17 protein-coding genes and 1 pseudogene are annotated in these 21,140 nt (G+C 60.8%); 10 read left to right on the top strand and 8 right to left on the bottom strand.

Translation table 11 applies throughout. The features are described from left to right. Window positions 1-3: 3 nt before the first annotated feature. The 3 genes from FHK92_RS12285 to FHK92_RS12275 all read right to left on the bottom strand — a co-directional run bounded on the left by FHK92_RS12285 (window position 4) and on the right by FHK92_RS12275 (window position 5,022). Window positions 4-2,037 carry an ABC transporter permease subunit gene (locus FHK92_RS12285; RefSeq protein WP_181288350.1) on the bottom strand — a complete coding sequence of 678 codons (2,034 nt, stop codon included), beginning with the start codon at window positions 2,035-2,037 and terminating at the stop codon, window positions 4-6. A 406-nt stretch (window positions 2,038-2,443) separates the two neighbouring features. After that, window positions 2,444-3,442, bottom strand: coding sequence for a phosphate ABC transporter substrate-binding protein PstS (locus FHK92_RS12280; protein ID WP_181288304.1), 999 nt, complete (start codon window positions 3,440-3,442; stop codon window positions 2,444-2,446). 281 nt (window positions 3,443-3,723) lie between these two features. After that, a complete protein-coding gene (locus FHK92_RS12275) occupies window positions 3,724-5,022 on the bottom strand; it encodes an MFS transporter (protein ID WP_181288303.1) in 1,299 nt (432 codons plus the stop codon). Window positions 5,023-5,395: 373 nt separating this feature from the next. On the opposite strand from FHK92_RS12275, the gene FHK92_RS12270 reads away from it, so the two are divergent. Together FHK92_RS12270 and FHK92_RS12265 are read left to right on the top strand one after the other, a co-directional pair. Continuing rightward, window positions 5,396-5,800 carry an acyl-CoA thioesterase gene (locus FHK92_RS12270; RefSeq protein ID WP_030139126.1) on the top strand — a complete coding sequence of 135 codons (405 nt, stop codon included), beginning with the start codon at window positions 5,396-5,398 and terminating at the stop codon, window positions 5,798-5,800. Window positions 5,801-5,857: 57 nt separating this feature from the next. Next, complete coding sequence (locus tag FHK92_RS12265) at window positions 5,858-6,757, top strand: D-hexose-6-phosphate mutarotase (RefSeq protein ID WP_181288302.1); 900 nt, start codon at window positions 5,858-5,860, stop codon at window positions 6,755-6,757. A 134-nt stretch (window positions 6,758-6,891) separates the two neighbouring features. Here FHK92_RS12265 and FHK92_RS12260 read toward each other — a convergent pair whose 3' ends face one another. The 5 genes from FHK92_RS12260 to FHK92_RS12240 all read right to left on the bottom strand — a co-directional run bounded on the left by FHK92_RS12260 (window position 6,892) and on the right by FHK92_RS12240 (window position 10,702). Then, window positions 6,892-7,428, bottom strand: coding sequence for a DUF3299 domain-containing protein (locus FHK92_RS12260; RefSeq protein WP_058544177.1), 537 nt, complete (start codon window positions 7,426-7,428; stop codon window positions 6,892-6,894). An 87-nt stretch (window positions 7,429-7,515) separates the two neighbouring features. Beyond that, a complete protein-coding gene (locus FHK92_RS12255) occupies window positions 7,516-7,761 on the bottom strand; it encodes a GlsB/YeaQ/YmgE family stress response membrane protein (protein ID WP_003187057.1) in 246 nt (81 codons plus the stop codon). A 101-nt stretch (window positions 7,762-7,862) separates the two neighbouring features. Further along, window positions 7,863-8,948, bottom strand: coding sequence for a 5-(carboxyamino)imidazole ribonucleotide synthase (locus FHK92_RS12250; protein ID WP_181288301.1), 1,086 nt, complete (start codon window positions 8,946-8,948; stop codon window positions 7,863-7,865). 12 nt (window positions 8,949-8,960) lie between these two features. Further along, window positions 8,961-9,452: a 5-(carboxyamino)imidazole ribonucleotide mutase gene (gene purE, locus FHK92_RS12245; RefSeq protein WP_003196369.1), complete on the bottom strand. Its 492-nt coding sequence runs from the start codon at window positions 9,450-9,452 to the stop codon at window positions 8,961-8,963. Window positions 9,453-9,784: 332 nt separating this feature from the next. Continuing rightward, a complete protein-coding gene (locus tag FHK92_RS12240; RefSeq protein ID WP_181288300.1) occupies window positions 9,785-10,702 on the bottom strand; it encodes a LysR substrate-binding domain-containing protein in 918 nt (305 codons plus the stop codon). A 182-nt stretch (window positions 10,703-10,884) separates the two neighbouring features. On the opposite strand from FHK92_RS12240, the gene aspA reads away from it, so the two are divergent. From aspA to FHK92_RS12200, 8 genes and pseudogenes are all read left to right on the top strand, one after another. Next, window positions 10,885-12,309, top strand: coding sequence for an aspartate ammonia-lyase (gene aspA, locus FHK92_RS12235; RefSeq protein ID WP_030139110.1), 1,425 nt, complete (start codon window positions 10,885-10,887; stop codon window positions 12,307-12,309). A 485-nt stretch (window positions 12,310-12,794) separates the two neighbouring features. Further along, window positions 12,795-14,246: an alanine/glycine:cation symporter family protein gene (locus tag FHK92_RS12230; protein ID WP_181288299.1), complete on the top strand. Its 1,452-nt coding sequence runs from the start codon at window positions 12,795-12,797 to the stop codon at window positions 14,244-14,246. Window positions 14,247-14,378: 132 nt separating this feature from the next. Further along, window positions 14,379-15,383 carry an asparaginase gene (locus tag FHK92_RS12225; protein ID WP_181288298.1) on the top strand — a complete coding sequence of 335 codons (1,005 nt, stop codon included), beginning with the start codon at window positions 14,379-14,381 and terminating at the stop codon, window positions 15,381-15,383. 185 nt (window positions 15,384-15,568) lie between these two features. Further along, window positions 15,569-16,561 (top strand): AraC family transcriptional regulator, encoded by a 993-nt coding sequence (locus tag FHK92_RS12220; protein ID WP_181288297.1) that lies wholly within the window; start codon window positions 15,569-15,571, stop codon window positions 16,559-16,561. Window positions 16,562-17,079: 518 nt separating this feature from the next. Next, entirely contained in the window at window positions 17,080-17,451 is a 372-nt protein-coding gene (locus FHK92_RS12215) for a DUF6124 family protein (RefSeq protein ID WP_181288296.1), read from the top strand. A gap of 305 nt (window positions 17,452-17,756) precedes the next feature. Beyond that, complete coding sequence (locus FHK92_RS12210) at window positions 17,757-18,311, top strand: hypothetical protein (protein ID WP_181288295.1); 555 nt, start codon at window positions 17,757-17,759, stop codon at window positions 18,309-18,311. A gap of 547 nt (window positions 18,312-18,858) precedes the next feature. Next, a complete protein-coding gene (locus FHK92_RS12205) occupies window positions 18,859-19,890 on the top strand; it encodes a histone deacetylase family protein (protein ID WP_181288294.1) in 1,032 nt (343 codons plus the stop codon). An 11-nt stretch (window positions 19,891-19,901) separates the two neighbouring features. Beyond that, window positions 19,902-21,001, top strand: a pseudogene (locus tag FHK92_RS12200) (polyamine ABC transporter substrate-binding protein). Window positions 21,002-21,140: the final 139 nt, after the last annotated feature.

The raw sequence follows: 21,140 nt of genomic DNA, 5'->3' as shown, positions 1-21,140 counted from the left end.
TTCTTAAAGCGACGAATATTTCTTGCGCAGACGCTGACGGATCAGCTCGGCGAGGGTGTTCATGACGAAGGTGAACAACAGCAGCACCAGGGCCGACAAGAACAGCACGCGGTAATGGCTGCCGCCGACTTCCGACTCGGGCATTTCCACCGCGACGTTGGCCGCCAGGGTGCGCAGGCCTTCGAACAGGTTCATTTCCATGACCGGCGTGTTACCCGTAGCCATCAGCACGATCATCGTCTCGCCGACCGCACGACCCATGCCGATCATCAACGCCGAGAAGATGCCCGGGCTGGCGGTGAGGATCACCACGCGGGTCATCGTCTGCCATGGCGTGGCACCGAGGGCCAACGAACCCAGGGTCAAGCCGCGCGGCACGCTGAACACGGCGTCTTCGGCAATGGAATAGATGTTCGGGATCACCGCGAAGCCCATCGCCAGGCCAACCACCAGGGCATTGCGTTGGTCGTAGGTGATGCCCAGGTCATGGGAGATCCACATGCGCATGTCGCCGCCGAAGAACCAGGCTTCCATGTACGGGCTCATGTACAGCGAGAGCCAGCCCACGAACAGGATCACTGGGATCAGCAAGGCGCTTTCCCAGCCGTCCGGCACTTTCAGGCGAATGGATTCCGGCAGGCGGCTGAAGGCGAAACCGGCGACCAGGATGCCAATCGGCAGCAGCATCAGCAGGCTGAAGATCCCCGGCAGGTGCCCTTCGACGTACGGCGCCAGGAACAGGCCGGCGAAAAAGCCGAGGATGACCGTCGGCATGGCTTCCATCAGTTCGATGACCGGCTTGACCTTGCGGCGCATGCCCGGCGCCATGAAGTAGGCGGTGTAGATCGCAGCGGCAACCGCCAGCGGCGCCGCCAGCAGCATCGCGTAGAACGCGGCTTTCAGGGTGCCGAAGGTCAGCGGCGACAGGCTCAGCTTGGGTTCGAAGTCAGTGTTGGCGGCGGTCGATTGCCAGACGTATTTAGGCTCGTCGTAGTTTTCGTACCAGACCTTGCTCCACAACGCGCTCCACGAGACTTCCGGATGCGGGTTTTCCAGCGTCAGCGGTTGCAGCTTGCCGCCCTGCTCCACAATCAGGCGATTGGCCCGTGGCGACATGCCGAACAGGCCTTGGCCGTCGACCACCTGGTCCACCAGCAAGGTGCGGTGGGCGGTGCTGTGGAACACGCCGAGCTTGCCGGCGGCGTCGAGGGCGACGAAGCCTTTGCGACGCTCCTCGGCAGTGATTTCAACGATGGGCGTATTGCCCATCTGGAAGGTACGGATCTGTTTGAAGCGCAGCTCGCCGTCCGGGTCGCGGGCCATGAACCACTGGGCCAGGCCGCCCTTGGAATCGCCGATGATCAGCGAGATACCGCCCACCAACTGAGTGGCGGCGGTGACTTGGGCATCAGCGTTCTCCAACAGCTTGTAGCGACCGTTGAGGCTCTTGTCCCGCAGGCTGAACACATCGGCCTGGGCACGCCCGTTGACCACGTACAGCCACTGCTGGCGCGGGTCGACGAAGATGTTTTTCACCGGCTCGGTCATTTGCGGCAGATCGATACGCGTCTGCTCGCTGGTGACTTCGCCGGTCATCATGTTTTCTTCGCTGGTCAGCGACAGCACTTGCAGTTGAGCACCGCTGGAACCGGCCAGCAGCAAGGTCGAATCAGTGGCGTTGAGACTGACGTGTTCCAGGGCAGCACCCTGCTCGTTCAAAGCGATCGACGTCTCGCCATAAGGGTATTCGACGGCAGGCGAGATGGTTTTCTTGCCGTCCGGGTAGGACACCTTATAGGTGTGACGGAACACCAAGGCCTGGCCGTTGGACAGACCGATCGCCACGAGCGGGCTGCCGGGCTGGTCTTCGCCAATGGACGTCACGCTGGCGCCGGCCGGAATCGGCAGGTCGACCCGGCGCAGTTCGGCGCCAGTGCTGATGTCGAAAAACAGCGCCTGGCCCTTGTCGGAAACCCGCATGGCCACCTGGTTCTGCTCTTCGATGGAGATCATTAGCGGTTTGCCGGCGTCTTGCATCCAGGCAGGCGTGATCGAATCCTTGGCGGTCAGGTCCGCACCCTTGAACAGGGGCAGCACCACGTAGGCCAGGAAGAAGAAAATCAGGGTAATGGCCGCGAGAACGGCGAGGCCGCCGACCAACACGTACCAGCGGGTCAGGCGATCCTTGAGGGCGCGGATGCGGCGCTTGCGTTGCAGCTCAGGCGTATTGAAGTCAATGCGCTTGGGAGGGGAAGTCGTAGTCATTGTGGAGTTGGCCAGATCATTCATGCGCACACCCTAGCGATCCTGTATGACAGAAAGATGACAATGCAGTGACGCAACAAATCCGCCGCCAGCGGTGAGCGGCAGCGGACAGGAATTTGGGCTGTGGGAGCAAGCATCACTCCCACAGAAAACCCGGGTGTTGGCCCGGGTTCAGGTGTTACTTCTTGGCGACGTTGCTGCCTTCTTGCAGACCCAGGTCAGCCAGTGCCTTGGCGGCGACTTTGGCTGGAACCGGGATGTAGCCGTCCTTGACCACGACTTCCTGGCCTTGCTTGGACAGGATCAGCTTGACGAACTCAGCTTCCAGCGGAGCCAGAGGCTTGTTCGGCGCCTTGTTGACGTACACGTAGAGGAAGCGCGACAGCGGGTACTTGCCGTTCAGGGCGTTTTCTTCGGTGTCTTCGATGAAGTCAGTGCTGCCTTTCTTGGCCAGGGCCACGGTCTTCACACTGGCGGTCTTGTAGCCGATGCCCGAGTAACCGATGCCGTTGAGCGAAGAGCTGATCGACTGCACGACCGAAGCCGAGCCTGGTTGTTCGTTGACGTTTGGCTTGTAGTCACCTTTGCACAGGGCTTCTTCCTTGAAGTAGCCGTAGGTGCCGGATACCGAGTTGCGACCGAACAATTGCACTGGCTTGTTGGCCAGGTCGCCAGTCACACCCAGGTCGCCCCAGGTCTTCACGTCGGCCTTGGCGCCGCACAGACGAGTGGACGAGAAGATCGCGTCAACCTGTTCCATGGTCAGGTGCTGGATCGGGTTGTCCTTGTGCACGAACACGGCCAGGGCGTCCACTGCAACCGGGATAGCGGTTGGCTTGTAGCCGTACTTCTGTTCGAAGGCCTGCAGCTCGTTGTCCTTCATCTTGCGGCTCATCGGGCCCAGGTTGGCGGTGCCTTCGGTGAGTGCGGGTGGCGCGGTGGAGGAACCGGCGGCCTGAATCTGGATGTTTACGTTCGGGTATTCTTTCTTGTAGTTCTCGGCCCACAAGGTCATCAGGTTGGCCAGGGTATCGGAGCCGACGCTGGAGAGGTTGCCCGATACACCAGTGGTCTTGGTGTAGCTCGGGATCGCAGGGTCAACAGCGGCAACCGCGTTGGCAGTCGCTACGCCAGCAGCGACAAAAGTCATTGCCGCCATCAAACGCTTCAGTTTCATGCCTTACTCCTAGCAGATAGGGTGTGTTAAGTCGGCCAAGTATCGGTAAGCCGTGTGAACACTCTATGGCTGAAATATGACAATTGGATGAAAGGCCAGCATTGAGTTTTGCAGGATGTTTTTTGTGGCGAGGGGGCATTCGCAGAGAGGATTAATCCGTGGCGAGGGAGCTTGCTCCCGCTTGAGTGCGCAGCATTCACCAAAAAATGGGTCGCTGCGCAACCCAGCGGGAGCAAGCTCCCTCGCCACAATGAACACACCCGCCTTAAGGGCAGCGCCGTCTATCGGCCCTGCTTCCAGAGATACCCACCAATCACCACCCCGATCCCGCAGATGATCGCCACGTAATACGCCGGCCCCATCGGGCTCTCTTTCAGCAGCAGGGTTACGACCATTGGCGTCAAACCGCCGAAGATCGCGTAGGCCAGGTTGTAGGAGAACGACAGTCCACTGAAGCGCACCACCGCCGGGAAGGCATTGACCATGACGTACGGCACCGCGCCGATGGTGCCCACCAGCAAGCCACTCAAGGCGTAGAGCGGGAAAAGCCACTCGGGGTGAGCGAACAGGCTGTGATAGAAGGTCCAGAAAGTGATCAACAGCAGACCGCTGCCGAAGACGAACACCCGGCCAGCGCCAAAGCGGTCGGCCAAGACACCGGCACCAATGCAACCAAGGCTCAGGAACACGATCGCCAGGCTATTGGCCTGCAATGCCGTGGTCGGGCTGAAGTGGTAGACGGTTTGCAACACGGTCGGTGTCATCAGGATCACTACGATGACGCCGGCCGACAGCAGCCAGGTCAGCAGCATCGAAATGGCGATGGCGCCGCGATGGTCGCGCAGCACGGCGCGCAACGGCACTTCTTCGGCGAGGGCCTTGCGTTGTTGCAGCTCGGCGAACACCGGGGTTTCGTGCAGCCAGCGGCGCAGATACACCGAAAACAGGCCGAACACACCGCCCAGCAGGAAGGGAATCCGCCAGGCGTAATCCGCCACTTCCATTGGCGTATAGAGGCTATTGATGGCCGTGGCGACCAGCGAACCCAACAGGATCCCCGCCGTCAGGCCGCAGGTCAGGGTGCCGCAGGCGTAGCCGATGTGCCGCGCCGGAACGTGTTCGGAAACGAATACCCAGGCCCCGGGTACTTCGCCACCGATCGCAGCGCCTTGGATCACGCGCATCAGCAACAGGAGAATTGGCGCCCACATGCCGATCTGCGCATAGGTCGGCAGCAAGCCCATGATCAAGGTCGGCACGGCCATCATGAAAATGCTCAGGGTGAACATTTTCTTGCGCCCCAACAGGTCGCCGAAGTGGGCCATGACGATTCCGCCCAACGGGCGAGCCAGGTAACCGGCGGCAAAAATGCCAAACGTTTGCATCAGGCGCAGCCATTCGGGCATTTCGGCGGGGAAAAACAGCTTGCCGACCACGGTGGCAAAGAACACGAAAATGATGAAATCGTAGAACTCCAGCGCGCCGCCGAGGGCAGAAAGCGACAAGGTCTTGTAATCGTTACGGGTCAGCGGACGGGCGGGTTGTGCGGGCGTCGCCGTGCTCGAAGGCGCAGTGGTCATGGCAAGGGCTTCTCTTATAGTCAGTTCTCGGCCCGACCACACTGAATGGGAGCCCGGGCAGGTTCGGCACGATAGCAAATTGTTCGAAAAAGCACATAGAGGCGCGTAATTGACAGTCAAAATCAGAACCCGATGGTCGTATCGACGTCTATCGCCCGATATACTCGCAACCTTGCGACACTCTGTAAGGGGTTGCTGTGCGAAAACGTCGTTGGTGATGTAGGACGAATCAGCCGGTTTCGCAGAGTTTCCCTTTGGCACGCCTTTATGAAAAACGTGACGAACGAGGCTTGTTCGGGCTGAATCGTTTTTTTCAAAGACGGCTATTCACCTGAAGTACACGACAGAGTTACGGGTCAGAGGCACCCCCGGCATGATAGAGCTCGAACAAGAAGATCCAATCCCGCAAGGCGACCTGGCCCTGCAAATCACCGCACTTCCCCGCGACACTAACGGCTTCGGCGACATTTTCGGCGGCTGGCTGGTGTCCCAGATGGACCTCGCCGGCACCGCGATGGCCAGCAAGGTGGCCGGTGGGCGCGTGGCGACCGTAGCGATCGATCGCATGGCGTTCCTGGTGCCGGTGGCCGTGGGCGCGCAGTTGTCCTTTTATACCCAGGCGCTGGAAATCGGCCGCAGCTCGATCCAGATGATGGTTGAGGTCTGGAGCGACGACCCGCTGTCCAGCGAATGGCGCAAGGTCACCGAAGCGGTGTTCGTGTTCGTCGCCATCGATGGCAGCGGTCGTACCCGTTCGGTTCCACCACGGGCGCGTTAAACACGGCGGCCGTTTTGCGGTCCATTGCAGTTCATGTTCCTGAACGAGATTTGCAACATGCCTACGCCCAACGTCGAAGCCGTCAAGCTGGATGAACTGAACGGTTGGCGCATCCGCCACGGTCAGGCCGAGTTGCTGGTGGCCCAGCAAGGCGCGCACATTCTCAGTTATCAGGTGGACGGCCAGCCGCCGCTGATCTGGCTCAATGACCAGGCCACCTTCAAGACCGGCAAGAGCATCCGTGCCGGCGTGCCGGTGTGCTGGCCTTGGTTCGGTAACCTGACCCGCAACCCCGACAGCGTCCAGGCGATGCGTGTCAGCAACGAACCGGCCACGGCTCACGGCCTGGTGCGGGCGATGGATTGGGAATTGAAGGGCATCGAGGCCGAAGGCGAAAGCCTGAAGATCGAGTTCGTGCTGCCCTACCCGGAAAACGGCCTGGCGGGTTGGCCCCATCAGGTAGACCTGACGTTGACCATCGTCATGGACGAGCAATTGCACATCCACCTCACCAGCCATAACCGTGGCAGCGAAACCGTCAGCCTCAGCCAGGCACTGCATAGTTACTTTGCCGTGAGCGATGTGCGCAACGTTCAGGTCGAAGGGGTGGATGGCTTGAGCTACATCGAGACCCTGGACGATTGGAATACCCACGCCCAGGCCGGCGATCTGCAATTCGTCGGAGAAACCGACCGCATCTACCTCAATACCCCGCCGACACTGAGCATCGTGGACCCGCACTGGCAGCGCCGGATCCAACTGACCAGCACCGGCTCACGCTCGGCGGTGATCTGGAACCCTTGGACCGAACGCGCCAAGGCCTTCAGCGACATGGCCGACGATGGCTGGCAGCGCATGCTGTGCATCGAGACGGCAAACGTGATGGATGACGTGGTGACGCTGTCACCGGACGCCAGCCATACCCTGGGCGTGAGCATTTGCAGCAAGCCGCTCTGACACCGCAAGTCCACTGTGGGAGCGAGCTTGCTCGCGATAGCGGGTTGACAGTCAACATCAGCGTAGACTGACACACCGCCATCGCGAGCAAGCTCGCTCCCACAGTTGGATCTGTGTTTCGGCCAACCAGCCAGTTACAAATCCGCCTCCTGCACCACCCTCACCTTCTCCGCATCCAGCGCATACGCCGCGCTCGCCAGGTCGTTGTCAACCTTCTCGATCTTCAACGTGCCCGTCACCCACAGCGGCGTATAGATGTCATCCAGCTTCAAGCCCTTGGGATAGCGCACCAGCACCAATTGATTAGGCGGCGGTGGCGGGACGTGGATACAGGCGCCGGGGTAAGGCACCAGGAAAAACAGCGTGCTGCGACCCTTGGCGTCGGTTTCCAGAGGAACCGGATAGCCACCGATGCGGATGTGCTTGTCGTTCATCGACGCCACGGTCTTGGTCGAATACATCACCGCCGGCAAGCCTTTGCTTTGCTTCAAGCCACCTTTTTCGGTGAAGGTGCCGTTGGCTTCGGGGGAGTTGTGATCGATCTCGGGCATGGCCTCGAGGGCTTTCTGGTCCGACTTGGGCATCAGTTCGAGCCAGTCGGTTTCCGGCAGCTCGGCGGCGTGGGCCAGGCCACTGCCCAGCAAAAGAAGAGTCAACACTAGACGGCGCATGAAAGGGCTCGGCAATGAGTGGATGTGAAACGCCGGGCAGTTTAGCCCTCTCTGTGCGCCGCGCAGAGAGGGCTTCATCAAGTTTAATCAGTTTCTTTTGATCAGGCCGTAGATCACCAGCAGCACGATCGCACCCACCAGGGCACCGATGAAACCCGCGCCTTGACCGGCCTGGTAGATGCCCAGGGCCTGACCGCCGTAAGTGGCTGCCAACGAACCGCCAATACCGAGCAGGATGGTCATGATCCAGCCCATGCTGTCATCGCCGGGCTTCAGGAAGCGCGCGAGCAGGCCAACGATCAAGCCGATAAAAATGGTTCCGATGATTCCCATGGCATTTCCCTCTGATTAGACGCCAAGCCAAAACCAGGTCAGGTTTTGGCACTTAGCCATGAGAGAGGTTAGCCGATGAATGGTTCCACCGGCGTTGCAGACTATTGCTCGGCGATCAATGTCTCGACCTTGATGATCTGCTGGGCCAGCGTGTCCCGATCGGCGCAACGCAGGTTGGCGTGACCAACCTTGCGCCCGGCTTTGAAAGCCTTGCCGTAGTGATGCAGGTGGCAGTCGGCAATCGCCAGGACTTTCTCGGTGTGCGGCACTTTGCCGATGAAATTCAGCATCGCGCTTTCACCGACCTTGGCGGTCGAACCCAGCGGCAGCCCGGCCACCGCCCGCAGGTGGTTTTCGAACTGGCTGCACTCGGCGCCTTCGGTGGTCCAGTGCCCGGAGTTATGCACACGCGGGGCGATTTCGTTGGCCTTGAGGCCGCCGTCCACTTCGAAGAACTCGAACGCCATCACGCCGACGTAATCGAGCTGCTTGAGCACCCGGCTGGAGTAGTCCTCGGCCAAGGCTTGCAGCGGATGGTCGGTGCTGGCGACGGACAGCTTGAGGATGCCGTCCTTGTGGGTGTTGTGCACCAGCGGGTAGAAGCGGATTTCACCGTCGCGTGCGCGCACGGCGATCAGCGAGACTTCACCGGTGAACGGTACGAAACCTTCCAGCAGGCAACCGACGCTGCCCAGCTCGGCAAAGGTGCCGGCGACGTCTTCAGGGTTGCGCAGGACCTTCTGGCCCTTGCCGTCGTAACCCAGGGTGCGGGTCTTCAGCACAGCTGGCAGGCCGATGGCGGCGACAGCGGCTTCAAGGTCAGCTTGGGACTGGATGTCGGCGAAGGCCGGCGTCGGGATGCCCAAGTCCTTGAACATGTTCTTTTCGAACCAGCGGTCGCGGGCGATGCGCAGGGCTTCGGCGCTCGGGTAGACCGGGACGAACTGGGACAGGAAGGCAACGGTTTCGGCCGGGACACTTTCGAACTCGAAGGTCACCAGGTCGACTTCATCGGCCAACTGGCGCAGGTGATCCTGGTCGCCATAGTCGGCCCGAAGGTGTTCACCCAAGGCGGCGGCACAGGCGTCCGGCGCCGGGTCCAGGAAAGCGAAGTTCATCCCCAGCGGGGTGCCCGCCAAGGCCAACATGCGACCCAACTGGCCGCCACCGATTACACCGATCTTCATTCGTCAACAACCTCAGGCAATGCGTGGGTCTGGATTGTCCAGGACGCTGTCTGTCTGCTCAGCGCGGAATTTTTTCAGCACGGTATGAAACTGTGGGTGCTTGGCGCCCAGGATACTCGCCGACAACAGCGCGGCGTTGATCGCACCGGCCTTGCCGATGGCCAGGGTCGCGACCGGGATGCCGGCTGGCATCTGCACGATCGACAGCAACGAATCGACACCCGAGAGCATCGACGACTGCACCGGCACGCCCAGCACCGGCAAGTGGGTCTTGGCCGCGCACATGCCTGGCAGGTGGGCCGCGCCACCAGCGCCGGCGATGATCACTTCGATGCCGCGCGCCTCGGCTTCTTCGGCGTACTGGAACAGCAGGTCCGGGGTACGGTGGGCGGACACCACTTTCACCTCGTAAGGGATGCCGAGCTTTTCCAGCATATCGGCGGTGTGGCTAAGGGTGGACCAATCGGACTTGGAGCCCATGATCACGCCAACCAGTGCACTCATCGTCGTGCCTCTTCTCTCTGGGCGCCCTCGGGCGCGTCAAAAAACAACAAGCCACGCAGGAAACCGGCGTGGCTTGTTGTACGAATTATGGCCGGGTGAACCGACCGAAGGCCGGGCAGTATACCGAAAATGACGAATTAAACGCACTTTCGCCGACCATCTGTCATTTGCTCTGAAGCGGCGGTTTTATTGACTCGCAGGTCAGCAGAATAACAACACAGATCCCTGTGGGAGCGAGCTTGCTCGCGATGGCGTTAGGTCAGGCAATACAACTGTGAATGTCCGGCCGAAATCGCGAGCAAGCTCGCTCTCATAAGGGGGCTGCGTGAGTTTCAAGAATCGGCCACGCCCTGCACCACGCCACCCTCAAGCTTGCGCCACAACAATCGCACGTTGGCCTTGCGCACCAGGGCGCAGCGGTACAGGCGGATCTCCAGCGGGACATGCCATTGCGCACCACCGCAGATGACCAACTCGCCCCGGGCCAGTTCGTTGCGCACACTCAGGTGAGGGACCCAGGCGATACCCAGCCCTTCCAGCGCCATGCTTTTCAGGCTGTCGGCCATGGCCGTCTCGTAGACAGTGGTGAAGCGCAGCGCGCGCTGGCGCAACAACTGGTTCACCGAACGCCCGAGGAAGGCCCCGGCGCTGTAGGCCAACAGCGGCACACTGGCCTCGCCTTCGAGGTCGAACAACGGCCGGCCCTGTGCGTCGGCGGCGCAGACCGGGAGCATCTCGGTCTGGCCCAAATGCAAGGACGGGAAAATCTCCGGATCCATCTGCATCGCCGAATCCGGGTCATAGAAAGCCAGCATCAGGTCGCAGCCGCCTTCACGCAAGGCATGTACGGCATCGCCCACGTTGGTCGCCACCAGCCGCGTGGCGATGTTCATGCCGTCGTTGCGCAACTGGGCAATCCAGCGCGGGAAGAAGCCGAGCGCCAGGGAGTGCGCGGCTGCCACCTGGATCACTTCGCCCTGCCCGCCCTCCAGATGATGCAGATGCCGCAGCACCTCGCCCAACTGCTCGACCACCGTGCGCGCCGTCACCAGGAACAGTTGCCCCGCCGCGGTCAGCTCGATCGGCGTGCGCGAGCGGTTGACCAGCGTCAGCCCCAGCGCCGCTTCAAGGCTTCGGATCCGCCGACTGAAAGCGGGCTGCGTCACAAAGCGTCGTTCGGCCGCCTGGGAAAAACTGCGAGTCGCGGCCAGGGCACTGAAGTCCTCGAGCCATTTGCTTTCTAGATTCATCACCGCCCTCCCGAAGGACGCACCAAAACAGGTCACACGTTCGCCGCGTCGTCGGCGTCACACCGGCATTATGCCGAATATGCATAGGCCAGTGTTTAACAGCATTGGCCCATTTTTTTCTGAAAGCCTAGGATTCACAGCGTTCCGGCTCAGACCGGGTCCTTATTGAGATGATTTCCATCATGTCCTCCGCTGCATCATTCCGCACAGAAAAAGACCTGCTTGGCGTACTCGAAGTACCGGCGCAAGCGTATTACGGCATCCAGACCCTGCGAGCGATCAATAACTTTCGTCTCTCCGGTGTCCCGATCTCGCATTACCCCAAGCTGGTGGTCGGTCTGGCAATGGTCAAGCAAGCCGCCGCTGATGCCAACCGCGAGCTGGGCCAGCTCAGCGAAGCCAAGCACGCCGCCATCAGCGAAGCCTGTGCACGGTTGATCCGTGGCGATTTCCACGAGGAATTCGTGGTGGACATGATCCAGGGCGGCGCCGGTACGTCGACCAACATGAATGCCAACGAAGTCATCGCCAACATCGCGCTGGAGGCCATGGGTCACCAGAAGGGCGAGTACCAGTACCTGCACCCCAACAACGATGTAAACATGGCGCAGTCCACCAACGACGCCTACCCGACCGCGATCCGCCTGGGTCTGCTGCTGGGTCACGACGCGTTGCTGGCCAGCCTCGACAGCCTGATCCAGGCGTTCGCCGCCAAGGGCGAAGAATTCAGCCACGTCCTGAAAATGGGCCGCACCCAACTGCAAGACGCCGTGCCGATGACCCTCGGCCAGGAATTCCGCGCCTTCGCCACTACCCTGAGCGAAGACCTGGCACGCCTGAAAACCCTGGCGCCTGAGCTGCTGACCGAAGTAAACCTGGGCGGCACCGCCATCGGCACCGGCATCAACGCCGACCCGCGCTACCAGGCCCTGGCCGTACAACGCCTGGCAACCATCAGCGGCCAGCCGCTGGTGCCAGCCGCCGACCTGATCGAAGCCACCTCCGACATGGGCGCCTTCGTACTGTTCTCCGGCATGCTCAAGCGCACCGCGGTCAAGCTGTCGAAGATCTGCAACGACCTGCGCCTGCTGTCCAGCGGCCCACGCACCGGCATCAACGAAATCAACCTGCCGGCCCGCCAGCCAGGCAGCTCGATCATGCCAGGCAAGGTCAACCCGGTGATCCCGGAAGCGGTCAACCAAGTGGCGTTCCAGATCATCGGCAACGACCTGGCCCTGACCATGGCGGCCGAAGGCGGCCAACTGCAACTGAACGTGATGGAGCCGCTAATCGCCTTCAAGATCTTCGACTCGATCCGCCTGCTGCAACGCGCCATGGACATGCTGCGCGAGCACTGCATCGTCGGCATCACCGCCAACGAAGCGCGCTGCCGTGAGCTGGTCGAGCACTCGATCGGCCTGGTCACCGCCCTGAACCCGTACATCGGCTATGAAAACGCCACCCGCATCGCCCGCGTCGCCCTGGAAAGCGGCCGTGGCGTGCTGGAACTGGTGCGCGAAGAAGGCTTGCTCGACGACGCCATGCTCGACGACATCCTGCGCCCGGAAAACATGATTGCCCCGCGTCTGGTCCCACTGAAGGCTTGATCGACGCGACCACCGCTCACCAGGTCGAGGGACTAGACACCTCTCACCTTTTGAGGGCTTGGGGACTCGTTCCCCAAGCCCTTTTTTTTAACAAACGGCTGCAAGCAAGACAGAACTGTAGGAACGAGCTGACTCTCGATAAACAGCGACGCGCTGCCGTTGTACCCCGCGTCGCCCGCCATCGCGAGCCGGCTCTCTCCCGCAAGAACCTGACCGAAAGGCCAGGAGATACAAGGGTTCGTTTCGTCGCATGCACCACAACTGTGCAGACGGGCGTCGCACTGATAGGTATAGTGCCGCCCCTCTTCGCATGAGTGGTCGTCGTCAACGAGGCCTCAACAACATGCGAAAACCGAACTAATAACAAACCCGCGAAGTGGACCGGGACGAAGCATCCCCAATCTGTCGAGCCGCGCGCCGACCGATGTAACACGATGTTTCCAAATGGCCATCATTGCTTAAACAAAAAACAGCGAGGAATACTCATGCTCGAAGTCATCAACGACTTCCTCTCAGGGAAAGTGCTGATCGCGCTCATTGTCGGGCTCGGTGGCTACTTCACGATCCGCTCGCGTTTCGTCCAGTTCCGTCACTTCTTCCATATGTTCGCGGTGTTCCGTGACAGCCTGAAAAGCAGCACTGACCAGCTCAGTTCGTTCCAGGCCCTGATGCTCAGCCTGGCCGGTCGCGTCGGCGCGGGCAACATTGCCGGTGTCGGCATCGCCGTGACCCTCGGCGGTCCTGGTGCGGTGTTCTGGATGTGGGTGACCGCGCTGGTCGGCATGTCCAGCAGCTTCTTCGAATGTTCCCTCGGCCAGCTCTACAAGCGCTGCGACTCCGAAGGCCAGTTCCGTGGCGGCCCGTCCTATTACATCCAGCACGGCCTGCAGAAACGCTGGTTGGGCATGATCATGGCATTCCTGCTGCTGATCACCTTCGGCTTCGCCTTCAATGGCCTGCAAGCCCACGCTGTGACTCACTCGTTGAACAACGCCTTCGGTCTCGACACCACCTACACCGGCCTGGGCCTGGCGGTGTTGCTGGGCCTGGTGTTCATCGGCGGGATCAAGCGTATCGCCAAGGTTGCCGACCTGCTGGTACCGGTCAAGACCCTGGTGTACATCGCCGTGACCATCTACGTGATCGTCCTGCAGTTCGAACACGTGCCGGGCATGCTGGCGACCATCGTCAAGAGCGCCTTCGGTCTGGACCAAGCCTTTGGCGGCCTGATCGGCAGCGCCATCGTCATGGGCGTCAAGCGTGGCGTATTCGCCAACGAAGCCGGCCTGGGCAGTGCGCCTAACGTCGCCGCCGTCGCGTCGGTCGAGCACCCGGTGGCACAAGGTGTGGTCCAAGCGTTCAGCGTGTTCCTGGACACCTTCGTGATCTGCACCTGCACCGCGCTGCTGATCCTGCTGTCGGGTTTCTACACCCCGGGCTTCGAAGGCGACGGCATTGCCCTGACCCAGAACTCCCTGGCGGCCGTAGTCGGCGATTGGGGTCGGATGTTCATTTCCGTGGCCCTGGCGCTGTTCGTGTTCACCTCGATCCTCTACAACTACTACCTCGGCGAGAACAACCTGCGCTTCATGCTCGGTGAAAACCGCAAGGCGCTGATGGCTTACCGCGCCCTGGTGCTGGTCCTGATCTTCTGGGGTGCCATCGAGAACCTGAGCACGGTGTTCGCGTTTGCCGACATCACCATGACCCTGCTGGCGTTCGTGAACCTGATCGCGCTGTTCCTGCTGTTCAAGGTCGGCATGCGCATCCTGCGTGACTACGACGACCAGCGTTCGGCCGGCATCAAGGTTCCTGTCTTTGATTCCAGCAAGTTCCCGGACCTGGACCTGGACCGCAACGCCTGGCCGGCGAGCCCGTCGACACCGGTTGCCAAGCCTGAGAACGCCCAGGCGGGCGTGGCCGCAGCGCAACGCTGATCGGCAGGCTGATCGTAAAAAACCGGGCGCATCCCCTGCGCCCGGCGTGACACAACACGAGGTCGGCGTCATGCTCGACCTCATGTTGTGGCGGCTAACCCAAGCGGCCGTTTTCATCCTCGGAGAACACCCATGAATTCCTCGACCTACCCTGCCGCCCAGCACGTCATGGTGCTCTACACCGGCGGCACCATCGGCATGCAAGCCAGCGCCAACGGCCTGGCCCCGGCCTCCGGCTTCGAAGCGCGGATGCGCGACTACCTGCATAGCCAGCCCGAACTGGTGGTGCCGCAGTGGCGCTTCCGGGAAATGTCACCGTTGATCGACAGCGCCAACATGACCCCGGCCTACTGGCAGCAACTGCGCGAAGCGGTGGTCGACGCCGTGGACGTGCAGGGCTGCGACAGCGTGTTGATCCTGCATGGCACCGACACGCTGGCCTACAGCGCCGCCGCCATGAGCTTCCAGTTGTTGGGCCTGCACGCGCGGGTCTGCTTCACCGGTTCGATGCTGCCCGCCGGCGTGACCGACAGCGATGCCTGGGAAAACCTCAGCGGCGCGCTGGTCGCCCTTGGCCAGGGCCTGGCGCCGGGCGTGCACCTTTATTTCCACGGTGAACTGCTGGCGCCGACCCGTTGCGCGAAAGTGCGCAGCTTCGGGCGTCATCCGTTCAAGCGCCTGGAACGCCAAGGTGGCGGGATCAAGGCCGCATCGCTGCCAACGCAGCTGAATTACAACCAGCCGAAACACTTGGCGAACGTCGCGGCGCTGCCGCTGTTCCCTGGCATCGGTGCCGAAATCATCGACGGCTTGCTGGGCAGCGGCATCCGGGGCCTGGTGCTGGAGTGCTACGGCAGCGGCACCGGGCCGAGCGACAACCCGGCGTTCCTCGCCAGCCTGGAGCGGGCGCGGGACAGCGGTGTGGTGGTGGTCGCGGTCACACAATGCCATGAAGGCGGCGTCGAGCTGGACGTGTACGAAGCCGGCAGCCGCTTGCGTGGCGTTGGCGTGCTGTCCGGCGGCGGCATGACCCGCGAGGCGGCATTCGGCAAGTTGCAGGCGTTGATTGGCGCGGGGTTGCCGGTGGATGAAGTTCGGCGGTTGGTTGAGCTGGATCTTTGCGGTGAGCTGATCTAACCCCCTGCTAAACCCTGTGGGAGCGAGCTTGCTCGCGATAGCGGCAGCACAGTCGACATTTGCTTTGACTGACACAACGCAATCGCGAGCAAGCTCGCTCCCACAAGGGTCCAGCGATTGCTTTGCGATACTGGACCGGCATACAACTTGCTCCGTCTCCCGTCTCCCAAGGCTGGAAACGGACCATGCTGCATTCCCACCTCACCACGCTCAACGCCGTCTCCCTGGTGCTCGATGCCTTCAAGCACGACGGCCTGCCCCGTGATGCATTGCTGGCCGGCAGCGGCATCAGCACGGCGGATCTGAGCCGGGCCGACACGCGCATCACCACCAATCAGGAGATGCAGGTCTGTGCCAACGCCGTCGCCCTCAAGCGGGACATCGGCCTGGAGCTTGGGCGCAACATGCACGTTTCGTCCTACGGCATGCTCGGATATGCCCTGCTCACCAGTGCCACCTTAGGTGACGCTTTGCGCCTGGCGCTGCGCTACCCGGCGCTGTTGGGAACACTCTTCGAGCTGGCACTGGAAGACGACGGCGAGCACATCTGGCTGAGCGCCAGCGACTATCGGGAAAACCCGGCCCTGGCGGTGTTCAACGCCGAGTTCTGCATGGTCTCGCTGAAGGTGATCTGCAACGACCTCCTCGGCCACCCGCTGCCCTTGCGCGCAGCGCGGTTCGAACATTCGGCGCCGGATTACCAGGCGGGCTACGCCGAGCTGTTCAACTGCCCGATGCGCTTCGACAGCATCGACAACGCCTTCGCCTTCGATCGCCATTGGCTGGAGCAACGCCTGCCGCTGGCTGATCCCATCACCCATCACGCCATGGCCGAACGCTGCCGTCGGCAGAACACCGAGTTCACCGGCCGCCAGGCCTGGCTGGGACGCATCCGCCAACTGCTCGTCGCGCAACTGGACGCTGCGCCGGGCCTGGAACGCTTGGCCGAGCAAATGAACTGCTCGGCGCGCACCCTGCGCCGGCATCTCAAGGACCTGGGTTGCAGCTATCAGGAACTGCTCGATGAACTGCGCTTCGAGCGGGCCAAGCAAATGCTCTGCGAAGACCAATTGCCGATCTACCGGATCGCCGAGCTGCTCGGCTTCAGTGAAACAGCAAGCTTTCGCCATGCCTTCGTACGCTGGAGCGGCGTAGCGCCGAGTCGGTTCAGGGCGTGAGCCGCCTCTCGCTTGGGCAACACCGCCCCTGTGGCGAGGGGATTTATCCCCGCTGGGCTGCGCAGCAGCCCCTTAAAGTAGCCACTCTATCGGCCCGACACACCGGGTTGTCCTGATTTAGGGCCGCTTCGCGCCCCAGCGGGGATAAATCCCCTCGCCACAGTTGTAAGGCGCGTCTGACGGATTGTTCAGCCCTTGCTCCAAGCCACGCATCCTTGCGCCTTTGCCTACAACTACGCCAGAATCCGCCGGCTTGTGCGCCTTGCACCTGGGCTCTATCGTTCCCTGTCGCTGACACCAGCGAACAGGCTTGGCGGCCTGGTTTCGAAAGGCGCAACAATACCCCTCAGCGTTATTGCGATGCTTCTGGCATTGGCATTCGTTATGACGGGTTGCGCAAGGATCCCCTCGGGGGATACCGGGTTCCTTTCGTTTCGGGCCGCCAACCTTGTGTAATCCGTCACCCCAACTGCTTGGCGGCAGCCGGTGACGGTTCCTCATACGAAAGGAGCTCCACTGTGTTCAAGATCACACCAAACCCTCCAAAAGCAGATCCCAACTCTCCTTATCTGGACGGCCTCAACGCAAAGCAACTCGAAGATGCCGCCACGCGCGCATTGGACTTTTATCTAAAGCCCAAACCAGCAAAACCGACAAAACCCAAAGAAACCACCAAGCCCGGCCAGCTATTTACCGTCGTAAAAGACCTCGACAACGAATGCCTGCTGGCCAACCTCAGCGAAACCCTGGCCTCGGCCGACGCGATGGTCAGCGAACTGGCCTTCGATATGGAAGGCTCCAACCGCCACGTCCTCCTCGGTATCCAGCAACTGATCGAGCTGAGCTCGCTGCTGGCGAACCGAGTGTTGGATAACGTCGATCCTCGATAGCCGCTACACCGCAATCCGCTATGGCTTGGAAGCTCGCTTCCTCGCCATAGGCTGCCAGGCACCTTCAGGAGTTTGCCCGGCGCCTGTCCACCATCCTTCCAGCAAGCCACGCATCCTTGCGCCTTTGCCTACAACTACACCGGAACCCGCCGACTTGTGGGCCGTACTCTCAACCCCTATCGTCTTCTCGTCGCTGACATCAGCGAACGGCTTGGCGGCCAATCCCGTAAGTAATTGCTGAAACACTTTGAGCATCACATTCTTCTAGAGGGGGTGCGAAAAAAGTTGATATCAAGGATTTAGAAGTGAGGAAAGTTATACGGCGCAAATATGAGGAATGGCGGGCTTATGCCTGTGCGGCCCGCACAGCTTCCAACGAGCTATTGACGTTGCTAGCACAAGCACCAGCAGATCCAGAACGAGCGTCTGATGTTGATTTTTCACTGGTGCGCTTCGGCAACATCGATGCTGATGCGCTCGAACAATTTAATCTCTGGGAGTCAGACCAGGGTTTCCCCTGGCATGACTCTCCAGAAGTCATCAAAAGCGATGCCCGACATCTTGACCTTGCGCTGTGGTACGGGAATTTACTGTGCGGTCTATGCTTCGCCACACCCAGCGGCAAACGCACCGTTGTACGGATCAAACTACTGGAAGGCCATCCCAAGCAGAAGAGTGGTTCACACCCGCTGAAGAGAAGAGTAATCCAGCTTTGCGTACTTGCCGTTACTCAGTACTGCAAGATCATCGGTGCGGAACTCATTGAAATAGATAGCCCGTTACCCGGTGCAGTCCCCATATACGTCGAAAATGAATTTCAGATGGTAAACGGTGCCCTTGTGCTGACTCTTGATGAGTAATAGCATTATTTCAGAGGTGATCGAAAAATGAGCAAATTGAAAGCAACCCAACGCGGAAAGGCCGGCAAACATAAAGGGCAGGATAACTTTGACTGCTTGTACGTACGCGGCTTGCGCAAAGCTCGTGTCACAAGCTCAATGGATTTGCGGATACTCGACCGCATCCGTCGTGGGTCCTCTGATGAGCCAGATGGTGCACTCGCAGGCTCGCGCTTGGTCAAGCTATCTGCCAGCGCGTAAAACCACAAAAAGTAAGCATTAGGCGGCCCATCGGCCGCTTTTTTATTTAGCGGCTGACAACAAAAAAACGAAGCTGGCTTTCAAGCTGGAAGGCTCGCTTCAGCACTTCTTCGCTACCCCGTCGTTTATGCCCTCAGATAGCCCTGGTCCACAACGCCCCGAACCAGCGCATACCCGCGCCAACAAGGGGCGATTTACGGTCAGAGCTTTTGGCCATTTCGATCCCCTTTTGGCCTTTCCTGCCGTTCTCCAAAACCCCGCGTGCCGCAAGACTGTGTCCAGCGAATCAGCCCTGCGGAGAACAAGAATGCTGACGATCTACTCAGACGATCACCACCTGCACCACGGACGCTGCGAATTGATGGACGGGCAGTTGATGCCCTGTTTCGAGATGCCGTCCCGGGCCGATCACGTGCTGGAGCGGGTCAAGGCGCGGGCGCTGGGGCCGGTGGAGGCACCGCAGGATTTTGGCCTGGCGCCGATCCAGCGTATCCACAGCCCGGCGTACCTGGAATTTTTCAAAGGCGCCTGGGCGCGCTGGACTGAGTTCAACCGCGACGGCGACCTGCTGCCCTATACCTGGCCGGCACGCACGTTGCGCGCGGTGATTCCGACCAGTCTGCATGGCCAACTCGGCTATTACAGCTTCGACGGCGGTGCGCCGATTACCGCCGGCACCTGGCAAGCGGCGTACAGCGCAGCCCAGGTCGCCCTCACCGCCCAGGCCGACATCCGGCGCGGCGCCCGCAGTGCGTTTGCGTTGTGCCGTCCGCCGGGGCATCACGCCGCTAGCGACTTGATGGGCGGTTATTGCTACCTCAACAACGCCGCGATCGCCGCCCAGGCCTTTCTCGACCAGGGCCATGAAAAGGTCGCGATCCTCGATGTGGATTACCACCACGGCAACGGCACCCAATCGATTTTCTACGAGCGCAGCGACGTGCTGTTCGCCTCGATCCACGGCCACCCGGAGGCAGAGTTTCCGTTCTTCCTGGGCTACGAAGATGAGCGCGGCGAAGGTGAAGGCGCGGGTTTCAACTTCAACTACCCTTTGCCCGCCGGCTCAGGTTGGGACGTCTGGAGCAGCGCCCTGGAGCAAGCCTGCGGCGAAGTCCAACGCTACGACGCCGACGTCATCGTCGTGTCCCTGGGCGTGGACACGTTCAAGGACGATCCGATCTCGCAATTCAAGCTCGACAGCCCGGACTACCTGGCGATGGGCAAGCGTATCGCCGCCCTCGGCAAGCCGACCTTGTTTGTGATGGAAGGCGGCTACGCGGTGGCAGAAATCGGCATCAACGCCGTGAACGTCCTTGAAGGTTTCCAAAGCGCCCAATGAGGAACAACAGCATGAACAGACTCAAGCGTTTGATGGCCCCGGCCCTGTGCGCCGCGCTGCTGTGTGGCGCCGCCCAGGCCGAGGAGCGCACGTTGCGCGTCTACAACTGGTTCGACTACATCACGCCCAAGGCGTTGGAGATTTCAAGGCGCAGAACAGCCAGGTCAAGTTGATCTACGACATCTTCGACACCAACGAGGCGCTGGAGGCCAAGCTGTTGACGGGCAACGCCGGCTACGACGTGGTGGTGCCGTCCAATGTGTTCCTGGCCAAGCAGATCGAAGCCGGGGTGTTCCAGCCCTTGGATCGCAGCAAGCTGCCGAACTGGAACCACCTCGATCCCAAGCTGATGAAGCTGCTCGAAGCCAACGACCCCGGCAACAAATTCGCCGTGCCCTATATGTACGGCACCATCCTGATCGGCTTCAACCCGGACAAGGTCAAGGCTGCCCTGGGCGACAAGGCGCCGGTGGACAGTTGGGACCTGATCTTCAAGGAAGAAAACATCAGCAAGCTCAAGCAGTGCGGCGTGGCATTGCTTGATTCGCCTTCGGAAATCCTGCCCCTGGCCTTGCAGCACCTGGGCCTGGACCCCAACAGCAAAAAGCCGGCGGACTACGCCAAGGCTGAAGCGCTGCTGCTGAAAATCCGGCCTTACATTACGTACTTCCACTCGTCCAAATACATGGCCGACATCGCCAACGGTGACATCTGCGTGGCCGTCGGTTATTCCGGCAGTTTTTCCCAAGCAGCCAACCGCGCCAAGGAAGCCAAGAATGGCGTGACCGTGGACATGCGCCTGCCCAAGGAAGGCGCGCCGATCTGGTTCGACATGCTCGCGATTCCCAAGGGAGCGAAGAACCCGGACGACGCCTACGCATTCATCAACTACTTGCTCCAACCGCAGGTGATCGCGCCAGTCAGTGATTTCGTCGGCTATCCAAACCCGAACAAGGACGCCACCGAAATGGTCGATCCGGCGATCCGCGGCAACCCCAACCTGTACCCGACCGAGGCTGCCATGGCTACGCTTTATACCTTGCAGCCCTTGCCGAGGGACGCTGAACGCGCACGCACACGCGCCTGGACCCGGATCAAATCGGGTCAGTAAAAGTCAGCCGTTAGCGTTTACGGGTTTAGCCAGTTTCTTGGCCAGCTATATATAGTTACCACCTTTCCTGTCTTTGATCTCCCTAGCATGAAAAACCCCAAGCACTCCGCTTGGGGTTTTCCATTCTCCAGAGACAGGA

It is taken from the genome of Pseudomonas brassicacearum subsp. neoaurantiaca, assembly GCF_013608025.1.
GTDB lineage: Bacteria > Pseudomonadota > Gammaproteobacteria > Pseudomonadales > Pseudomonadaceae > Aquipseudomonas.
The sequence above is the reverse complement of the archived record's forward strand: the minus strand, read 5'-3'. Positions and strand labels throughout refer to the sequence as shown.